This is a genomic window from Enterobacter sp. BNK-18 (assembly GCF_047456135.1).
Taxonomy (GTDB): domain Bacteria; phylum Pseudomonadota; class Gammaproteobacteria; order Enterobacterales; family Enterobacteriaceae; genus Enterobacter; species Enterobacter ludwigii.
The window spans coordinates 2,378,733-2,398,604 of the sequence record NZ_CP179899.1 but is presented as its reverse complement, the minus strand read 5'-3'; the positions used below and the strand labels follow the sequence as shown (position 1 = coordinate 2,398,604).

At 59.4% G+C, this 19,872-nt stretch carries 17 protein-coding genes; 11 read left to right on the top strand and 6 right to left on the bottom strand.

From position 1 onward, the window contains the following. The first annotated feature begins 59 nt into the window (after nt 1–59). The 6 genes from menF to menE all read left to right on the top strand — a co-directional run bounded on the left by menF (nt 60) and on the right by menE (nt 7,064). Nucleotides 60–1,355, top strand: a complete 1,296-nt coding sequence (menF, locus tag ACMGG3_RS11530; protein ID WP_414149192.1) for an isochorismate synthase MenF — start codon at nt 60–62, stop codon at nt 1,353–1,355. A gap of 88 nt (nt 1,356–1,443) precedes the next feature. Further along, a complete protein-coding gene (gene menD / locus ACMGG3_RS11525) occupies nt 1,444–3,114 on the top strand; it encodes a 2-succinyl-5-enolpyruvyl-6-hydroxy-3-cyclohexene-1-carboxylic-acid synthase (protein ID WP_414149191.1) in 1,671 nt (556 codons plus the stop codon). Further along, nucleotides 3,111–3,887 (top strand): 2-succinyl-6-hydroxy-2,4-cyclohexadiene-1-carboxylate synthase, encoded by a 777-nt coding sequence (gene menH, locus ACMGG3_RS11520; protein WP_073396186.1) that lies wholly within the window; start codon nt 3,111–3,113, stop codon nt 3,885–3,887. The genes menD and menH overlap by 4 nt, the downstream gene beginning before the upstream one ends. Continuing rightward, nucleotides 3,884–4,741 (top strand): 1,4-dihydroxy-2-naphthoyl-CoA synthase, encoded by an 858-nt coding sequence (menB, locus tag ACMGG3_RS11515; RefSeq protein ID WP_014170982.1) that lies wholly within the window; start codon nt 3,884–3,886, stop codon nt 4,739–4,741. Before menH ends, menB begins: the two co-directional genes overlap by 4 nt. Beyond that, nucleotides 4,741–5,706, top strand: coding sequence for an o-succinylbenzoate synthase (gene menC, locus ACMGG3_RS11510; protein ID WP_414149190.1), 966 nt, complete (start codon nt 4,741–4,743; stop codon nt 5,704–5,706). Before menB ends, menC begins: the two co-directional genes overlap by 1 nt. After that, nucleotides 5,703–7,064 (top strand): o-succinylbenzoate--CoA ligase, encoded by a 1,362-nt coding sequence (menE, locus tag ACMGG3_RS11505; protein WP_414149189.1) that lies wholly within the window; start codon nt 5,703–5,705, stop codon nt 7,062–7,064. Before menC ends, menE begins: the two co-directional genes overlap by 4 nt. Here the strand turns inward: menE and ACMGG3_RS11500 are convergent, their stop codons facing one another. From ACMGG3_RS11500 to ACMGG3_RS11490, 3 genes are read right to left on the bottom strand one after another with little or no spacing between them, the layout of a single operon-like run. Continuing rightward, nucleotides 7,065–8,579, bottom strand: coding sequence for a tripartite tricarboxylate transporter permease (locus tag ACMGG3_RS11500; protein WP_414149188.1), 1,515 nt, complete (start codon nt 8,577–8,579; stop codon nt 7,065–7,067). Nucleotides 8,580–8,590: 11 nt separating this feature from the next. Beyond that, nucleotides 8,591–9,022, bottom strand: coding sequence for a tripartite tricarboxylate transporter TctB family protein (locus tag ACMGG3_RS11495; protein WP_020883153.1), 432 nt, complete (start codon nt 9,020–9,022; stop codon nt 8,591–8,593). Between the two features lie 11 nt (nt 9,023–9,033). Beyond that, nucleotides 9,034–10,014, bottom strand: a complete 981-nt coding sequence (locus tag ACMGG3_RS11490; RefSeq protein WP_414149187.1) for a Bug family tripartite tricarboxylate transporter substrate binding protein — start codon at nt 10,012–10,014, stop codon at nt 9,034–9,036. A 150-nt stretch (nt 10,015–10,164) separates the two neighbouring features. Between ACMGG3_RS11490 and tctD the strand changes: the two genes are divergently transcribed. The 4 genes from tctD to ACMGG3_RS11470 all read left to right on the top strand — a co-directional run bounded on the left by tctD (nt 10,165) and on the right by ACMGG3_RS11470 (nt 14,198). After that, nucleotides 10,165–10,839, top strand: coding sequence for a transcriptional regulator TctD (gene tctD, locus ACMGG3_RS11485; protein WP_014170976.1), 675 nt, complete (start codon nt 10,165–10,167; stop codon nt 10,837–10,839). Then, on the top strand, nt 10,826–12,235 hold the full coding sequence (locus tag ACMGG3_RS11480) for a sensor histidine kinase (RefSeq protein WP_047955898.1): 1,410 nt from the start codon (nt 10,826–10,828) through the stop codon (nt 12,233–12,235). Before tctD ends, ACMGG3_RS11480 begins: the two co-directional genes overlap by 14 nt. Nucleotides 12,236–12,364: 129 nt before the next feature. Continuing rightward, complete coding sequence (locus tag ACMGG3_RS11475; protein WP_020883156.1) at nt 12,365–12,904, top strand: YfaZ family outer membrane protein; 540 nt, start codon at nt 12,365–12,367, stop codon at nt 12,902–12,904. 94 nt (nt 12,905–12,998) lie between these two features. Further along, entirely contained in the window at nt 12,999–14,198 is a 1,200-nt protein-coding gene (locus ACMGG3_RS11470) for a nicotinamide mononucleotide deamidase-related protein YfaY (protein ID WP_414149186.1), read from the top strand. A 33-nt stretch (nt 14,199–14,231) separates the two neighbouring features. On the opposite strand, the gene glpC is transcribed toward ACMGG3_RS11470, so the two are convergent. Genes glpC through glpA form a run of 3 tightly spaced genes read right to left on the bottom strand, consistent with a single transcriptional unit; the run spans nt 14,232 to nt 18,254 of the window. After that, nucleotides 14,232–15,422, bottom strand: a complete 1,191-nt coding sequence (gene glpC / locus ACMGG3_RS11465; RefSeq protein WP_414149185.1) for an anaerobic glycerol-3-phosphate dehydrogenase subunit GlpC — start codon at nt 15,420–15,422, stop codon at nt 14,232–14,234. After that, nucleotides 15,419–16,636 carry a glycerol-3-phosphate dehydrogenase subunit GlpB gene (gene glpB, locus ACMGG3_RS11460; RefSeq protein ID WP_414149184.1) on the bottom strand — a complete coding sequence of 406 codons (1,218 nt, stop codon included), beginning with the start codon at nt 16,634–16,636 and terminating at the stop codon, nt 15,419–15,421. Before glpB ends, glpC begins: the two co-directional genes overlap by 4 nt. After that, the gene (gene glpA, locus ACMGG3_RS11455) at nt 16,626–18,254 is read right to left on the bottom strand and encodes an anaerobic glycerol-3-phosphate dehydrogenase subunit A (protein WP_032680569.1); all 1,629 of its coding nucleotides are present in this window, start codon (nt 18,252–18,254) and stop codon (nt 16,626–16,628) included. Before glpA ends, glpB begins: the two co-directional genes overlap by 11 nt. Before the next feature lie 255 nt (nt 18,255–18,509). Between glpA and glpT the strand changes: the two genes are divergently transcribed. Beyond that, nucleotides 18,510–19,862: a glycerol-3-phosphate transporter gene (gene glpT, locus ACMGG3_RS11450; RefSeq protein ID WP_020883160.1), complete on the top strand. Its 1,353-nt coding sequence runs from the start codon at nt 18,510–18,512 to the stop codon at nt 19,860–19,862. Nucleotides 19,863–19,872 lie beyond the last annotated feature (10 nt).

Here is a 19,872-nt window from a genome sequence, read left to right as displayed (position 1 = left end):
TACTGCTATTTATGGTCAGTACCCCGTATAATATGCGGTTTTAACAGGGAGAGGTTCGCGTGAATTCGATTTCCACCGCGCTGGAGCATCTGCGTAGCCAGCTTACGCAAGCGTTACCCGCTGCACCCGGTTTACATCACTTCGACGTCTCTTTCCCGTTAAACGACGCCTTCGATCCCCTGGCCTGGCTGGGTGTTCAGCATTGCTATCCTCAGTTTTACTGGCAACAGCGTAACGGTGATGAAGAACTTGCTGCGCTTGGTGCCGTCGCACATTTCTCCTCTCTGGCATTTGCCTCACAGTTTTTGCAGGCGCATGATGCGGCCCGCGACACGCGTATCTGCGGCCTGAATGCGTTTAATCCCGAGCAGGGCAGTCTGTTTTTACCGCGTCTGCTGTGGCGACGTACCGCCGGACAGGCCACGTTACGCCTGCAGCTGTGGAGCGACAGTTCACTTCACGATGATGCCCGCGCCGCGCTGGATTTTCTCCAGCAGCTCGGTGAGGCGAGACCCATTCGTCCGCTGTCCGTTGAGGTTGTGCAGGAAAAGCATCATCCGGAACAACCCGAATGGCTGCGCCTTATCCGCAAGGCAACCCAGACCATCGCACGCGGTTATTTTGAAAAGGTGGTGCTCGCCCGGGCAACCGACCTGCAGTTTAAGCACTCTGTTAACCCTGTCGCACTGATGGCTGCCAGCCGCGCCCTGAACCTGAACTGCTACCATTTCTGCATGGTGTTCGATGCCAGCAATGCGTTTCTCGGCTCGACCCCCGAGCGCCTGTGGCGCAGACGCGGCAAGCTGCTGCGCACGGAAGCGCTGGCAGGCACCGTCGCCAGCCATACCGATGATAAACAGGCCGAACGGCTGGGCGACTGGCTGATGAACGACGACAAAAATCAGCGTGAAAATATGCTGGTGGTGGAAGATATTTGCCAGCGGCTCCAGCACCATACCCAGACGCTGGAGGTGCTGCCCGCCCAGGTTGTACGGCTGCGTAAAGTACAGCATCTGCGTCGCTGTATCTGGACCGAGCTCAAACACGCTGACGATGCACAATGCCTGCATGTTCTGCAGCCCACGGCGGCCGTCGCCGGTCTGCCGCGTCAGGCGGCGCGCGACTTTATCCACCACAACGAGCCGTTCGACCGCGAGTGGTACGCCGGTTCTGCCGGGTATTTATCCCCTGAACAAAGCGAGTTCTGCGTGGCGTTGCGTTCTGCCCGTGTTTACGAAGACGCCCTGCGGCTGTACGCCGGGGCGGGAATTGTCAGCGGCTCTGACCCGGAGCAGGAGTGGCAGGAGATAGAAAACAAAGCGGCCGGGCTGCGCTCTCTGCTCCTAAGGGATTAATACTGATTCGCGCAATCCCGATTCATATCAAAATTCCAATTTTTTCTATTATTTATACTGTGTCGCATTCTTGATACCGGACAATCTCATGTCAGTAAGTTCTTTTAACCGACGCTGGGCGGCGGTGATCCTTGAAGCCCTGACTCGCCATGGCGTCAGGCACGTGTGTATTGCACCGGGTTCTCGTTCAACCCCGCTGACGCTGGCGGCCGCTGAAAACCGGGCATTTATTCACCACACTCATTTTGATGAACGCGGGCTTGGCCATCTGGCGCTGGGGCTGGCGAAAGTCAGCAACGAGCCTGTGGCGGTGATTGTGACCTCCGGTACCGCGGTGGCAAACCTCTATCCGGCGCTGATCGAAGCCGGATTAACCGGGGAGAAACTGATCCTGCTGACCGCGGATCGTCCCCCCGAGCTTATCGACTGTGGCGCCAACCAGGCCATTCGTCAGCCGGGCATCTTTGCCTCGCATCCTTCACAGGCAATCGCGTTACCGCGTCCTACTCAGGATATTCCGGCAAGCTGGCTGGTCTCGACAATCGATCATGCCATCGGGACACTGCGCAGCGGGGCGCTGCATATTAACTGTCCGTTTGCCGAACCGCTGTATGGCGAAATGGATGACACCGGTCTTGAATGGCAGCGCACCCTGGGTGAGTGGTGGCAAAGTGAAAAGCCGTGGCTGCGTGCACAACCGCATCCTGAAAGCGCCAGACAACGTGACTGGTTCTTCTGGCGGCAGAAACGTGGCGTGGTGGTTGCCGGGCGCATGAGCGCCGCGCAAGGCAAGCTGGTTGCGGAATGGGCGCAAACCCTTGGCTGGCCGCTGATTGGCGACGTACTTTCCCAGACCGGTCAGCCGCTGCCGTGTGCCGATCTCTGGCTGGGGAATGCGAAGGCGGTCACCGAGCTTGCGCAGGCGCAGATTATTATCCAGCTCGGCTCAAGCCTGACCGGCAAACGGTTACTGCAGTGGCAGGCTACCTGTGATCCAGAAGAGTACTGGCTGGTGGACTCGCTGGAAGGGCGGCTCGACCCGGCGCACCATCGTGGTCGTCGTCTGGTCAGTGAGATTGATGCCTGGCTTGCGCTCCATCCAGCTGAAAAACGCAAGCCCTGGGCCGTTGCGATCCCGGCGCTTTCGGAACAGGCCTGGGCGTTAACCCAGGCGAGCTGCGAAACGTTCAGTGAGGCCGGGCTGGCACACCGTATTCGTCAGTATCTGCCCGAGCAGGGGCAGCTGTTTGTCGGCAACAGTCTGGTGGTTCGCCTGATAGATGCCTTTTCAAAACTGCCAGCCGGTTACCCGGTCTACAGTAACCGGGGGGCCAGCGGCATTGACGGGTTGATCTCCACGGCGGCGGGCGTACAGCGTGCCAGCGCGAAGTCTACGCTGGCAATCGTCGGCGATCTCTCCGCGCTGTACGACCTCAATGCCCTGGCGCTGCTGCGTCAGGTTTCGGCACCGTTTGTGCTGATTGTGGTTAACAACAACGGTGGACAGATTTTCTCCCTGCTGCCCACCCCGCAGAGCGAACGTGAGCGTTTCTATCTGATGCCGCAGAACGTGCAGTTTGAACACGCCGCGGCAATGTTCAGCCTGAAATACCATCGCCCGGAAAGCTGGGAAGCGCTTGATGCGGCCCTGAGCAGCGCCTGGCGACAGCCCGGTGCAACGCTGATCGAGCTGGTGGTGAACGATGCTGACGGCGCGCAGAAACTGCAAAGCCTGCTGGCCCAGGTAAGCCACCTGTGATCCTCGCGGGCGTGCAGCAGGCTGGAAAGCCAGGTTATCCCTGGCTGGTGTTTTTGCACGGTTTTTCCGGGGATTGCCGCGAGTGGCAGACGGTCGGGGCGGCGCTGAGCGATTACCCGCAGCTGTATCTCGACCTGCCGGGGCACGGTGATTCCGGCAATACTGGCGTAACCGGGTTCGAGGAGATGAGCGATTTGCTGACCCGAACCCTGCTTAGTTACAACATACTGAATTTCTGGCTGGTGGGTTACTCCCTCGGCGGCCGCATTGCGATGTTCCATGCCTGCCAGCAGCCAGAGGGGCTGAAGGGCATTATTGTGGAAGGCGGCCATCCCGGGCTACAGGATGCCGGTGAGCGGAGTGCGCGGCTGGCATCCGATCGCCGCTGGGCGCGGCGCTTTCGCACCGAATCGCTCGACGTGGTTTTCACCGACTGGTACCGACAACCCGTATTTGCTTCCCTGACGGACGTTCAGCGGCAGGCGCTTATTCGCCTGCGTAGCCAGAACAATGGCGCGAATCTGGCGATGATGCTCGAGGCCACCTCGCTGGCCGTGCAGCCTGATTTGCGTCCGGCACTGAGCGCCTGCAACGTCGCTTTTGATTATTTATATGGTGAACGTGATGAGAAGTTCAAAGCCCTTGCGGCTGAACTGCACGCCGTACGCCATGCGATTCCCCATGCCGGACACAACGCCCACCGGGAAAACCCCGCTGCGGTTGCTGCGAGTCTGGCTCAGATACTGCGTCTTCGAATAAAGGACTCTCTATGATCTATCCTGATGAACACATGCTCTATGCGCCGGTTGAATGGCAAGACTGCTCCGAAGGTTACTCCGACATTCGTTACCACAAATCCGCAGACGGCATTGCCAAAATCACCATCAACCGCCCGCAGGTGCGTAACGCGTTCCGTCCGCTGACCGTCAAAGAGATGATTCAGGCGCTGGCAGACGCGCGCTATGACGACAACATCGGTGTTATCGTCCTGACCGGCGAAGGTGAAAAAGCCTTCTGTGCCGGTGGCGATCAGAAAGTGCGCGGCGATTACGGCGGATACCAGGATGACTCTGGCGTTCACCACCTGAACGTGCTCGATTTCCAGCGCCAGATCCGCACTTGTCCAAAACCGGTGGTGGCGATGGTGGCAGGCTACTCCATCGGCGGCGGCCATGTGCTTCACATGATGTGTGACCTGACCATTGCCGCAGAGAACGCCATCTTTGGCCAGACGGGCCCGAAAGTGGGTTCGTTCGATGGTGGCTGGGGGGCTTCCTACATGGCTCGCATTGTCGGTCAGAAAAAAGCCCGCGAAATCTGGTTCCTGTGCCGTCAGTACACTGCTCAGGAAGCGCTGGATATGGGCCTGGTGAACACCGTGGTGCCAATTGCCGACCTCGAGAAAGAGACCGTGCGCTGGTGTCGTGAAATGCTGCAAAACAGCCCAATGGCGCTGCGCTGCCTGAAAGCGGCCCTGAATGCCGACTGTGACGGTCAGGCAGGTCTGCAGGAGCTGGCAGGTAACGCCACCATGCTGTTCTACATGACCGAAGAAGGGCAGGAAGGTCGCAACGCCTTTAACGAAAAACGCCAGCCTGACTTCAGCAAATATAAACGGAATCCGTAATGCGTCGCGCGCAGGTTTACCGCTGGCAGATACCGATGGACGCGGGCGTGGTGCTGCGTGGACGGCGGTTAAAAACCCGTGATGGCATGCTGGTGCATCTGCAGCAGGGCGAGCAGGAAGGCTGGGGCGAGATTTCGCCGCTGCCGGGCTTTAGCCTTGAATCGCTGGAGGACGCGCAGGCGGTATTGCTGGCGTGGGCCAGTGAGTGGCGTGAGGGCGCGAACCCGGCGTTGCCGGAGGTTCCTTCCGCGGCTTTTGGTATTAGCTGCGCGCTGGCAGAGCTGGACGGTAGCTTGCCTGCAGAGGCTAATTACCGCGCGGCACCGCTCTGTACGGGCGATCCGGATGAACTGTTTGCGTTGCTCGCCGCCATGCCGGGCGAGAAAGTGGCGAAAATCAAAGTCGGTCTCTATGAAGCGGTGCGCGATGGAATGGTCGCTAACCTCTTACTGGAAGCATTGCCCGACCTGCATCTGCGTCTGGATGCTAACCGCGCCTGGACGCCGCTGAAGGCGCAGCAGTTCGCGAAGTACGTAAACCCGGCGTACCGCAGTCGCATCGCGTTTCTGGAAGAGCCGTGTAAAACCCGCGACGATTCCCGGGCGTTTGCCCGTGAAACCGGCATTGCCATCGCGTGGGATGAAAGCCTGCGTGAAGACGGCTTTGCGTTTGTCGCCGAACCGGGTGTCCGCGCGGTGGTCATTAAACCGACCTTGACCGGCAGCCTTGCTAAGGTACGCGAGCAGGTCGCGGCGGCCCATGCCGCCGGGCTGACGGCGGTCATTAGCTCTTCGATTGAGTCCAGCCTGGGGCTGACCCAACTGGCGCGCATTGCCGCCTGGTTAACGCCAGACACTGTCCCCGGTCTCGATACGCTGAACCTGATGCAAAATCAGTTTATCCGTCCGTGGCCAGACAGCACGCTGCCGCTCCTTGACGTTGAGGGGCTGGAGCCGTTGCTATGAGTTTTACCGACTGGCCGTGGCGACACTGGTGCGCGAAGTATGCTGATAAACCGGCCCTGAGGCTGAACGATGAGACGCTCAGCTGGCAACAGCTGTGTGCGCGCATCGACAGACTGGCCGCGGGCTTTCAGCTGCAGGGTGTGCAGGAGGGCGACGGCGTACTGCTGCTGGCGCATAATCACCCGCAAACCCTGATGGCGTGGCTGGCATTGCTTCAGTGCGGGGCACGTATTCTTCCCGTTAACCCGCAGCTGCCGCATCCGCTGCTGGACGTGTTGCTCCCGCAGATGACGCTGCGCTTTGCCCTGGTGCTGGACGGCGTCTACGACGGGCTGGTCGCGCTCAGTATGCGCGAGGCGCCGGGCGGGTGTCGCGTGGCGTGGCAACCATCGCGGCTGGCTTCCATGACGCTGACATCCGGTTCAACCGGTTTACCCAAGGCGGCGGTCCATACCTGTGCCGCCCATCTTGCCAGTGCGCGCGGCGTGCTTTCGCTGATGCCCTACGACGATGAAGACGACTGGCTGCTCTCCCTGCCGCTGTTTCATGTCTCCGGGCAGGGGATTTTGTGGCGCTGGCTGCAGGCTGGCGCGCGCTTAACCGTCCGCGAGAAGCAGCCGCTGGCGCAGGCCCTGCAGGGCTGTACGCATGCCTCACTGGTACCGACGCAGCTCTGGCGTCTGCTTAATGCACGCCAGCCTGTCGCGCTAAAAGCCGTACTGCTTGGCGGGGCCGCGATCCCCATTGACCTGACTCAGCAGGCGAGCCAGCGGGGAATCCGCACTTTCTGTGGCTACGGTCTGACGGAGTTTGCCTCAACGGTTTGTGCCAAAGAGGCGGACGGTGAACCGGACGTCGGCGCTGCGCTGCCGGGCAGAGAGGTGCGGGTGGTTGACGGTGAAGTGTGGATCAAAGCGCAAAGTATGGCCGCAGGTTACTGGCGGGACGGTGCATTGATTCCGCTGACCAATGCTCAGGGCTGGTTTGCCACCCGCGATCGCGGGGAATGGCATGACGGGCGCCTGACGATCCTTGGCCGAATGGACAACCTCTTTTTCAGCGGGGGCGAAGGGATCCAGCCGGAAAGCCTTGAGCGGGTTATTGCCCGCCATCCGCAGATAAACCAGGCGTTTATCGTCCCACTCGATGACGCCGAGTTCGGTCAGCGTCCGGTGGCGGTGGTGGAGTGTGAACCGGGAACCGATATCACCGGCTTCCCGGCGTGGGTACGGGGTAAACTAGCGCGCTTTGAGCAGCCGGTGCACTGGCTGATGCTGCCGGCAGAGCTCAAAAATGGCGGGATTAAGATCTCCCGCCAGGCATTAAAACAGTGGGTCACCCGTCTGTTGAAAGGATAATCAACCGATATCCGGTGCCGGTTTGCGCTGGCGGCGACGCAGCAGACGCAATACCGGCGGAACCACAATCACCAGAATGGCCATCGCTAACAGCACCTTCGTCACGCTGCTGTCCCACAGAATAGACATATTGCCGTTGCTGATGGACAAGGCGCGGCGCAGGTTCTGCTCCAGCATCTCTCCCAGCACAAAGCCTAAAATCAGCGGTGACATCGGGAAGTGCATCTTACGCAGGATGTAGCCCAGTACGCCAAGCAGCACCATCAGCACCAGATCGAAAGTGGTGCTGTGTACCGCATACACCCCCACCGCAGAGACGGCCGCGATAGCCGGGACCAGGAACCACAGGGGAATTGTCAGCATCCGGGTGAACAGACCAATCAGCGGAATGTTCATGACCAGCAGCATCACGTTGGCGATCAGCAGCGCTGCAATCAGCCCCCAGACAATATCCGGCTGCTCGGTAAACATGGCCGGTCCAGGCGTAATGTTATAGAGCGTCAGCGCGCCCATCATCACCGCCGTGGTGCCCGAGCCCGGTACGCCAAGGGTCAGCATCGGGATAAACGAACCGCAGGCCGAGGCGTTATTCGCAGCCTCTGGTGCCGCTACCCCGCGAATGTCGCCCTTGCCGAAGCTGTCACTGTTGCCGCTGAGCTTTTTCTCGGTCATGTAAGTGATGGCGCTGGCGATGGTAGCCCCGGCCCCCGGCAGAATGCCGACGAAGAAGCCAATCACCGACGAACGCAGCGTCGCGCCGATACACTTTGCGCCCTCTTTGGCACTGAAAAGCATGCGGCCCGTTTTACGCACCAGCGTCTGTCCGCTGCTGGTATGTTCCAGCATCAATAAAATTTCAGAGACCGAGAACAGGCCAATCACGACCACGATAAACTGCACGCCGTCGGAAAGGTGCACGCTGTCAAAGGTAAAGCGATAAACCCCGGTGTTGGCATCCACGCCGACGGTGGCTAACCCTAAGCCAATCAGCGCGGACAAAAACGATTTCAGCGGATTCTGCGCCATCATGCTGCCGAGACAGGCGATGGCAAAGACCATCAGCGCAAAATACTCTGCCGGACCAAACGCCAGCGACCACTGGGCCAGCGCTGGGGCAAACAGAATGATACCGCCGATGGCAATCAGCGAACCACAAAACGAACTGACCGCGGAGATGGACAGCGCCACGCCTCCGCGACCCTGCCGTGCCATCGGGTAGCCATCCAGCGCGGTCATAATGGCCGCCGCATCGCCGGGCACGTTCAGCAGGATGGATGAAATTCGCCCGCCATATTCACAGCCGATATACACCGTCGCCAGCAGGATCAGCGCCGATTCCGCAGGCAGATGCAGGGCAAACGCCAGCGGGAGTAAAATGGCAACGCCGTTAATCGGCCCAAGGCCGGGCAGCAGACCCACAATGGTCCCGACAAAGCAGCCGATCAGGGCTATCACCAGGTTTTCGGGGGTCATCGCCACGGCGAACCCCTGCGAGAGATAAATCCAGGTATCCATAGCGTGCTCCGTTAATTAAACCATGCGCCGAGCGGTAAGGTCACATCCAGCAGGCGGTCAAAGGCAAACCACAGCAAGATCCCCATTACCGCGCCGGAAATCCCCGCCGCCGGGAGGGTGGCGTTAAACAGCATGCCGATCACCATCGTCAGGATGGCGGTTGCCACCGGAAAACCGAGCCACTCAAAACCCCAGGCGTACATCAGCAGAACAATGACCATCACCAGCAGACGCTGCAGAATACGGCGCGGTGGCCACTCTACGGTATCCGGATGACGGAGCAGCAGGGCCACCGAGCAGAGCAGCATCAGTCCAACAATGCCCATCGGGAAGGGGCGCGGCCCCACCGGTTCATAGCTGTATTCGCTGTGGATCTGCCAGGCGACGAACATCCCACCGACGCAGAGCAGCAGCCAAATCCCGGCAAAAATACGATCGCTCATACCGCCTCCGGTTATTTGGCAAGGCCAAAGGCTTTCGCCTGTTCGCGATAGTCATTGACCTGTTTTTTGACGTACTCATCCAGCGGCTTGCCGCTCAGGTTGAACTCAAACAGCCCGCGCAGATCGCGCTGCTTTTTAAACGCTTCTGTCTGCTGGAGTTTATTGAAGGTTTCGACCCACCACTGATATTCGGCATCGGTCACTTTTGGCCCGACGAAGAAACCGCGGATAATCGGCCAGACCAGGTCATAACCCTGTTCTTTTGCGGTAGGGGCGTTCGCCAGCTGGCCCGGCAGGCGGTTCTCAGAGAAGACCGCCAGCACGCGGATTTTATCGCCGTTCAGGTAGGGCACCATTTCACTGAGATCGCCAGATACCGCCTGAACGTGATTTCCCATCAGCGCCGTCACCGGTTCGCCGCCCCCTTCAAACGCCACGTAGCGCATCTTGTGAGGATCAACCTTCGCCTGCTGTGCCAGCAGGGCGGCTTTCATCCAGTCCTGGCTGCCGATGGAGGCACCGGCGCCAATCACCACGCTGTTCGGATCTTTTTCCATGGCGGTCAGCAGGTCTTTCAGGGATTTCCACGGTGAATCCGCGCGCACGGCAATCATGCCGTAGTCAGTACCGACGGTTGCCAGCCAGCGCACGTCATCCACGCCGTAGCGGCCAAACTTCCCCTGAGACAAGTTCAATAGCGAGCCACCGGAGAAAGCCACCACCGTGCCGGCTTCCGCAGGGCGTTGCGCGACAATCGCGTTGTACGCAACGGCACCCACGCCGCCGGGCATATAGGTCACACGCATGGGTTTTGCGATAGCGCCGGTCTCCAGCATGCTGACCTGAATGAGTTTGCAGGTGAGATCGAAACCGCCGCCGGGTTTCGCCGGCGCGATGCACTCGGTGCGGGACGGGGCATCCTGCGCCTGAACGACAGAGGCACTTATCATCAATACGCTTGCAGCAAGAGTCGAAAGTAGTTGTTTTTTCATCGTTTATCCTCACGCCGGAGTTCCGGGAGTACGGGTACGGGGCTTTTTTCTGATTATGTGAACCACCTTGTAGCGGTTCCGTTGCGTGATTGTTAAAACAATAACCTTTCATTTCCCTTTCAATGCGACACCAACTTTACAGGATGTGATATGCGTCTCTTACTCGCGGAAGATAATCGTGAGCTGGCTCACTGGCTGGAGAAAGCGCTGGTGCAGGAGGGCTTTGCCGTGGACTGCGTTTCTGACGGGCGCGCCGCCGACCATCTGCTGCAGGGAGAAAGCTATGCGGTTGCCATTCTGGACATCGGAATGCCCGGCTTTGACGGTCTGGAGGTCGTGCATCGTCTGCGTAAACGCGGTCAGACGCTGCCCGTCCTGTTTCTCACCGCGCGCAGCAACGTGGCGGACCGGGTGAAAGGGCTCAACGCCGGGGCGGATGATTATCTGCCGAAACCGTTTGAGCTGGAGGAGCTTGACGCGCGGCTGCGCGCCCTGTTGCGCAGAAGCGAAGGGCGAACGCAGGAGCGTCAGCGCCTTGGGGAGCTGGAATATGACGACGAAGGCTTTTTCCTGCTGCGCGACGAGCCTCTGTCGCTCACGCCACGCGAACTGTCGCTGCTGAAGGTGTTGATGCATCGCCGGACCCGGCCCGTTTCCCGGCAGCAGCTGTTCGATCAGGTGTTTAGCCTGAATGACGACGTCAGCCCGGAGAGTATCGATCTCTATATTCATCGTCTGCGCAAAAAGCTCAGCGGTAGCGGCGTGAGGGTTACCACCCTTCGCGGACTGGGTTATGTGCTGGAGTGCGGCGATGAGGTGGGTTAAGCCGCAGTCGCTTTACCTGCAACTGCTGCTGTTTCTTGGGCTTCCGTTGTTGTTGCTATGGGGGTTGTCGGCATTTAACAGCTATGTCAGCGCATTGCAGGCGGCCACGCAGGCTTACGACCGCACGCTGTTATCCTCTGCCCGAACAATATCGGAACGGCTGGAGGTTCACGACGGCAGGCTGGGCGTGAATGTTCCCTGGGTGGTGCTCGACAGTTTTGAACTCAATATGAACGACCGGCTCTATTATAAAGTGGTCGATCCCGACGGGCGGGTGATCTCCGGTTATGACGATCTGCCCCGGATGCCCCCGGCAACATCCCGCACCACGCTCTATCCGGCGCTGGCCTGGTTTTATCACACCGAATACCGCGGGCAGGCGATCCGTGTCGCGCGTCTGCTGCAGCCCGTCAATGAAGGTAATATCGTCGGCATGGCGGAGATTTATGTCGCGGAGACGCTCCAGTCCCGCCGCTATCTCGCCAGTCAGTTGCTCTTTTCATCATGGGTCTCTCAGGGATTGCTGGTGCTGCTGACCCTGGTGTTGACCGCGTGGTTGCTGCGTCGCGTACTGCGCCCAATGCGCCAGCTCTCTTCGCTGATGGTGCGCCGTGATCCAGGCCTGCTCGCGCCGCTGCCGGAGTTGTTGCCCTGGTCTGAGACCCGGCTGCTGATTGTGGCGTTCAACCGCTATATCGACAGGCTGCGCGGCGTGCTGTCGCGTCAGGAACGCTTCAACGCGGATGCCTCGCATCAGCTCAAAACCCCGCTGGCGGTGCTGAAAACCCAGGTCTCCGTTGCCCTGACGCGTCAGGATCCCGCCCTGTGGCAGGAGAGCCTGCGGGCAATGAATGCGACCCTGGATGACACCATTGTACTGACCGAACGGCTGCTGCAGCTTTCTGCGGTGAAGCGTAAGGAGCAGGGGGAGGGCCAGTTTGCGCCGGTGGATTTGGTTCAGGTAGTGCAAAACTGCTGCTTCTCACGGCTGGCGCAGGCGCGCAGTAAAGCGATTGACCTGGGCTATGACGGTCGGCAGCAGCCGGTCATGATCGAAGGCGATGACGTGCTGCTGGGGGAGTTATGCGCCAACCTGCTGGAGAATGCGATCAAATATACCCCTGCAGAAGGGACAGTGACCGTGTTCCTGCGAACAGACCAGGGCGCCGTTGAGCTGAGCGTGGAGGACAGTGGTCCGGGCATCGAAGAGGACCAGATCCAGCAGGCGATGCTGCCTTTCCACCGGCTGGATAACGTCGGAGATGCCGCCGGGTCAGGGATCGGGCTGGCGCTGGCCGCTGATATTGCCCGTCTGCACCGAAGTCCCTTACAGCTGACGCGCAGCGAAACGCTGGGTGGCCTGAGCGTTAAAATGCGTTTTCTGCTGCTCACGTAAAAAAATACCGGGTATCAAATCGTTACAAACTACTCGCCTGCCGCACGCAGAGTGCTTGATCCCCGGGCGACTCAGGTTAAAATCTCGCGGTTTTGGGACTTCTCTATAAAATTGTGCGGGATCACGACAATGAAAAAAGTGGCATTAGTGGGCTTAGGCCTGATGGTTGTTTCTTCGGCGGCGAACGCCATCAGCTTCAACGGCTCGGCGGGTCAGGATTATACTCACCTCGGCTTTGGCCTTGGGACCGAGACCTCCGGTCTGGCGATGACCGGCGGCTGGACACATAACGATGACGATGGCGATGCGGCAAGCCTCGGCCTGGGTCTGAACATTCCGCTTGGCCCGTTCCTGGCTACCGTGGGCGGTAAGGGGATTTACACTAACCCGAACGACGGTGATGAAGGTTACGCGGCGGCGGTAGGCGGCGGCCTGCAGTGGAAAATTGGCGATAGCTTCGGCCTGTTTGGCGAGTATTACTACTCACCGGATTCGCTCTCCAGCGGTATCGACAGCTATGAAGAAGCCAACGCGGGCGCGCGCTGGACCATCATGCGTCCGATTACGATTGAAGCAGGCTATCGCTATCTGAACCTGGCGGGTAAAGACGGCAACCGCGACAACGCACTGGCTGACGGCCCGTACGTGGGGGTCAGCGCAGGGTTCTAATCACGCCGGCGCGGCATTCTGTCGCGCCAGTTTCTCTCTTCTCCCGACATCCATTTGCGCTATAGTGTTTTGACCATATAAGCGGGAGAACACAATGATTAACGTGGAGATGTTATCCACCGGCGACGAAGTGCTGCATGGACAAATTATTGATACCAATGCTGCCTGGCTTGCCGATCTTTTCTTTGAGCAAGGATTACCGTTAACGCGCCGCAATACGGTGGGCGACAATCTTGAGTCACTGGTGAATGTGCTGCGCGAGCGTAGCGAACACGCCGACGTGTTGATTGTGAACGGCGGGCTCGGTCCCACCAGCGACGATCTCAGCGCCCTGGCCGCCGCGACCGCAAAAGGTGAAGGGCTGGTGCTGCATGAAGAGTGGCTGGCGCAGATGGAGCGTTTCTTCTCCGAACGTGGCCGTGTTATGGCACCCAGCAACCGCAAGCAGGCGGAAATTCCCGCCAGCGCCGAACTGGTCGATAACCCCGTGGGTACCGCGTGTGGGTTTGCCATTACGCTGAACCGCTGCCTGATGTTCTTCACGCCGGGCGTACCGTCAGAATTTAAAGTGATGGTCGAGCAGCAGATCCTGCCGCGCCTTCGCGAACGTTTTACCCTGCCTGAGCCTCCGCTCTGCCTGCGTCTGACCACGTTTGGCCGCTCCGAAAGCGATCTGGCCCAGAGTCTTGATCATCTCTCCCTGCCACCCGGTGTCTCAATGGGCTACCGCTCCTCCATGCCTATCATTGAACTCAAGCTGACAGGACCGGCCTCAGAGAAGGCGGCGATGCTGGCGCTCTGGCCGGAGGTGCAGCGCGTCGCAGGTGAAAGCCTGATCTTTGAAGGCACCGAGGGGCTGCCGGCGCAGATTGCGTCACATCTGCAGTCTCGGCAGCTGAGCGTGACCTTAAGCGAACAGTTCACCGGCGGCCTGCTGGCGCTACAGCTGTCGCGCGCCAGTGCGCCGCTGTTGGCCAGTGAAGTGGTGCCGTTCCAGCAGGAAACGCTGGCGCAGACCGCGCGCTGGGCTTCGGAAAGAAGGGTGAAACATTTTGCTGGCCTGGCGCTGTTTGTGGGGGGGCTGGATGAGGAACATCTCAACTTTGCGCTGGCGACGCCGGAAGGCACGTATGCTTTGCGGGTTAAAATGAGCATTACTCGCCACAGTCTGGCGGTACGTCAGGAGGTCTGCGCCATGATAGCGCTGAACATGCTGCGCCGCTGGCTGAAGGGTAAAGAGGTGGCCAGCGAGCACGGCTGGATTAATGTTGTCGAATCGCTGTTTGTTGAGTGATGCCTTTGCCGGGGCGTTTTGCCCCGGCACGGTTTAGCCCAGCGCCTTCGCCAGCAGAGTGATCGGATGCTCGCAGCGCTTGCTGGTAGACATCTCTATCTGCCACTTGCAGGTTTCGCAGTCGGTGACCACGATATCTGCGCCACTCTCTTCAATCTGGCGAAACAGCGGGGCGCCGATCGTCTGTGACGTTTCGTAGTTTTCTCGCTTAAAGCCGTAAGTGCCCGCGATGCCGCAGCAGCGCGAGTCCAGCACCGTCAGCTCCAGCCCCGGAATGAGCCGCAACAGCTCAAGCGTATAGAGCGACCAGCCCATTTTCTCCATATGACACGGTGTGTGATACACCACTTTCAGCGGTAGTTCCCGCAGCGGCAGCGTCTGCCCGCTGTCCAGTTTGCGCCACAGGAAACGCGTCGCCAGCTCAATGTGCTCGCGCAGACCGGTGTTATCCACGTCCAGCAGGTGCGGATACTCATCACGCAGGGTGAAGGTACAGGTGGACGAGGTGGCCAGCACCGGAATCCCTTTATCAACGATGGCCTCGCGCAGGGACGTGACGTTGCTTTTGGCTTGTTTGCGCGCCTTATCGGTAAAACCGTTGGCAATCAACGGCACACCGCAGCACTTCTCTTTATTCAGGAGCTGCACGCCGGTCCCCATCGCGTTGAGTACCTTCAGCAGATCTTTTCCCAGTTGCGGGTGGTTGTAGTTGACATAGCAGCCGTGGAAGAACGCGACCTGATCGGTGTACTGCGCCTGTTCCGCTGCCACGGATGTATACCAGCGTCGGAAGGTACCGTGAGAGTATTTTGGCAGGCTGCGGTGGTGGTCTATCTTCAGCGTCGCATCCAGCAGTTTTCGCACCGGCTTGAGAGACGTTGCAGCATTCACCAGCGGGGCAAAAGGCGTGGAGACACTGCCCATCAGGTCGGTGTGACTCAGGATCGCATCGCGCAGGGACGGCTTTTGCGTGCTGTAACGCGCGCGGGCTCGCTGGATGATATCGCCGATCTTCACGTCCGACGGACAGGCCACTTCGCAACGTTTACAGTTGATGCAGTATTTCAGCGCCTCATCGTACAGCGCACCGTCTTTAAGACGCAGGCGCTCGCCGTCAGGTCCGGCCTGTTTCGGGCCCGGGTAGCGCGGATTCACACCGCTGACCGGGCAGACGGTGGTACAAACTGTGCATTTGATGCAGCTTTCAAACCGGGTATCGTTCATTGCTCAGCCTCCATGCGCTGGCCAATTTGCTCTGCCACATACAGCGCCGTGATGGCGCAGACCCCGCCGCCGCAACCCTGAGCGATGGGATCGTATCCCCCCAGAAGAGAGCCAATGGCATAGAGATTACTGACCGGCTGACCAGAAAGTTGCGGGTGCAGTTGCTTATCGACAATCACGCCGAACTGCTGCCAGGGTTGTGGGGTGAAGAAATCACTCTGATACCAGTCCGCGCGGGAGGACGTTTGTCGGACATCCAGCCCCATAATGGCCTCCTGGATGCCGTCCCGACAACTCAGCAGCCCGTTGCTGAAGAAACTGCCGCTTGCCAGCACCGTATAACGCGCGCGAAGCGGAATATCAGCGTGATTACGCGTCCAGACTTCGCTCACCGAGCCATCCGTCAGGGTGATTTTTTTCACCTCGTCACCCGCCATCCACACGCCACCCTGAGCGATAAACCGACGCTGAAGCTGGGTATGCAGGCGAATGCCGGGGACAGAAGGGGGAAGCGTCGGCAGCAGGCCAAGCGAGCAGGGCAGGCGATCCGAGAGCCAGCGCCAGAGCCGGTTGTCGCTTAAGCCAAAGCAGGCGGGCATAAACAGCGTGTCGCAACCTTCGGCAAGCGGCCGGATCGCGGCATACAGCAGCGGCCATTTATCGTCGTTGTCGAGAAAACGGGCAATATTCACCGCGCGAAACTCGCTCGGGTTGTCGCGCAGGACGTCAAGCTCAGGAAGCTCTATCTCAGCCGTTTGTGCGTTCACGCCCTGGCGACAGAGCGATGCCGCAGCGAGGTGGGGCTGGAAATCAAGAAAACCGCTAATACCCACGACCAGGACCCGTCCTGCGTTGAAGGGGGCAACAGGCACCTCTTCCGGGCTGAGCCAGGCAGAGCGCAGGGTGCCGAGCGGGGTAACCCGATGATGATTTTTCCGGGCGTTACCCTGCAGCCGTGCGCCACACTCGGCCAGAAGGGTTTCGGCTTCATGGGCGAAGCGGTCGACGGTGTCTCTGCCCGTCAGGTTATAGGGATGCTCTGGCGGCAGGGCATCGCGATACGCCTCATCCAGCAGATCCAGCGAACCCGACGAGAAGTGCAGCGCGCTCTGGCCCCGGGTGATGATGGCGCAGCGCAGCCCCTGCTTCGTTAGCCTGATACCACAGAGCAGACCCGCCAGCCCACCACCGACAATCACGGTATCAAATTTCATCCTGTTGCTCCTTCTCAAGACCGCACAGCCCCTGGTAGACCCAGCGGGTAAACTCGCTTTCACGCAGGGCATCACCCCAGGCGACAGGCTGAATACCTTTCCAGCGTTCGTTCAGGAAATCACTGAGTTGTGCCAGCGACTGGGTGGCAGTGGTGGTATGAAAACGTTGTAACAACCCGGCGGCACGGCAGGCGCACAGCTCACCCTGGCAGGTGCCCATGCCCACGCGGGTGCGCCGACGTAAATCAAGCAGGCTGTTGACGGTCAGATTCTCCACGGCGTATTGCACTTCACCCGCCGTGACGGCTTCGCATTCACACACCAGGCTACGGCTCAGCCGTCCTTCCCCCAGCCAGACCGGCGTGCGGTCTCCGTGGCGATAGATGGCGGAACCGCGCAGGGGGGCGGAAAGGGAGATGATTTTTTGCAGCGTTTTCTCGGTGGACTGACGCGAGCCGGGCAGAGGTTGCTCTGCAGTCACACACCGTTCGCTATTACCCAGCTTGCGGCAGACGGCATCGGTTGCCCACTCGGCCATCAGGCGGTAGGTCATCAGCTTGCCGCCGGTGATGGTGATAAACCCGTCCAGACCATCGCGCGCGGCGTGGTCGAGCAGCACGATGCCACGGCTGACGTTGCGCCCGCTCGGGTCGTTATCGCTCGCCACCAGAGGGCGCACGCCGGCATAGGCACGAAGAATTCGGGTCTGCGCCATCACAGGGGCCAGCTTTTCCCCTTCGCGCAGCAGGATATCCACCTCGTCGGCGGTCACGCGGTTGTAATCAATCTCGCTATAGTCCACGTGGGTTGAGGTGGTGCCGATAAGCGAAATGGTATCGCCCGGCACCAGGATGTCGGCATCAGAAGGTTTGCGGCAGCGGTTGATCACGTGGTTGTTAATGCGGTGGTCGAGGATCAGCAGCGAGCCTTTTGCCGGGAACATGCGCACAGACAGCTCGGCGTACTCCGCGATGCGTTGCCCCCAGATCCCCGCCGCGTTGACCACCACGGCGGCGTACAGTTCGCCATGCTCCTTATACTGCGTATCAAAAACACGTACGCCGCAGACGCGGTTCCCTTCCCGGATAAGCCCGATCACTTCCTGCCCGGTCAGAACCTGTGCGCCGTGTTCACGGGCGTCCAGCATGTTCGCGGCGGTCAGGCGGAAAGGGTCAACCGTGCCGTCCGGGACCTTCACCGCACCGATAAGGGCCGGGTTGACAGACGGTTCCAGGCGACGCGCGAGTTCGGGGTCGATGACGTCAGCCTCAATCCCTGCAGCGCGGCAGGCGGTCACAAAGGTTGGCTGAAATGAGAGATCGTCTTCGGGAAGCGTAATGAACAGACCGTTGGTCGGTTCAATGCAGTGGCGGGCAATGCGTCTGAGGATCTGGTTTTCAGCAATGCATTCCCGCGCGGATTCGGGGTCGGTCACCGCGTAACGGGCACCACTGTGCAGCAGGCCATGATTGCGCCCGGTTGCGCCCGTCGCAATGTCATGGCGCTCCAGAAGCGTGACGCTCAGCCCACGCAGGGCGCAGTCGCGTGCGATGCCGGCGCCGGTCGCGCCACCGCCAATGATAATCACATCGCTGTAGCGAGGATCGTGAATTGTCATTGTTATCCCTCTGTGTTCGTTTTTTACCATTTAGCCACATCAAAACTGTGGTTTGTTTGATTTCGAACATAAACGAACGAAATTCGAAAGTGAAACGTGATTCCATGCGCTTTTCTGCGCACATTGTCATATTTCTGTAACAATTTGTGCGTTGATTCACAGTAACAATCACCGTGATTTCTTAACATCGCCGCCTCTCTGGAGTGTGGGGCAGTTAAACCCCTGTAAATTCAATACCTGGCCACGGAGGCTGTCATGCTCAGTATCTTCAAACCTGCGCCGCATCGGGCGCGTCTGCCAGAGGCAGAAATTGATCCGCTATACCGTCGTCTGCGTTGGCAAATCTTCCTGGGGATCTTCTTCGGGTACGCGGCGTACTACCTGGTACGTAAAAACTTTGCGCTCGCCATGCCGTATCTGGTGGAGCAGGGCTTTTCTCGTGGCGATCTGGGGTTCGCGCTGTCGGGGATCTCTATCGCCTACGGTTTTTCCAAATTCATCATGGGTTCAGTGTCCGATCGCTCGAATCCACGCGTGTTCCTGCCTGCGGGTCTGATCCTGGCGGCAGCGGTGATGCTGTTCATGGGCTTTGTGCCATGGGCAACCTCCAGCATCGCCGTGATGTTCGTGCTGCTGTTCCTCTGTGGCTGGTTCCAGGGAATGGGGTGGCCGCCTTGCGGGCGCACCATGGTGCACTGGTGGTCGCAGAAAGAGCGTGGCGGCATCGTGTCGGTGTGGAACTGCGCGCATAACGTCGGTGGCGGTATTCCACCTCTGCTGTTCCTGCTGGGGATGGCGTGGTTTAACGACTGGAAAGCCGCGCTTTATATGCCTGCCTTTGGTGCCATTCTGGTGGCGGTTATCGCTTTCGCCCTGATGCGTGACACTCCGCAGTCCTGTGGCCTGCCGCCGATTGAAGAGTACAAAAACGACTATCCGGATGATTACAGCGAGCAGCATGAAGAAGAGCTGACGGCCAAACAGATCTTCATGAAGTACGTCCTGCCCAACAAACTGCTGTGGTATATCGCGGTGGCCAACGTCTTCGTGTACCTGCTGCGTTACGGCATCCTCGACTGGTCACCTACCTATCTGAAAGAGGTGAAGCATTTCGCGCTGGATAAATCCTCCTGGGCTTACTTCCTCTATGAGTACGCCGGGATCCCGGGGACGCTGATTTGCGGCTGGATGTCGGACAAAGTGTTCCGGGGTAACCGTGGTGCGACGGGCGTCTTCTTTATGACGCTGGTGACCATTGCCACCGTGGTTTACTGGCTCAACCCACCGGGTAACCCGTCAGTCGATATGGCCTGTATGATCGTCATCGGCTTCCTGATTTACGGCCCGGTGATGCTGATTGGTCTGCATGCCCTGGAGCTGGCACCGAAGAAAGCGGCAGGTACGGCAGCCGGCTTTACCGGTCTGTTCGGTTACCTGGGCGGTTCGGTCGCGGCGAGCGCCATTGTGGGCTACACCGTTGACTTCTTCGGCTGGGACGGCGGCTTTATGGTGATGATTGGCGGTAGCGTGCTGGCGGTGCTGCTGTTGATTGTGGTGATGATTGGTGAAAAACGTCATCACGCCGAAATGCAGGCGCGTCGTCAATAAGGAGAAGGCT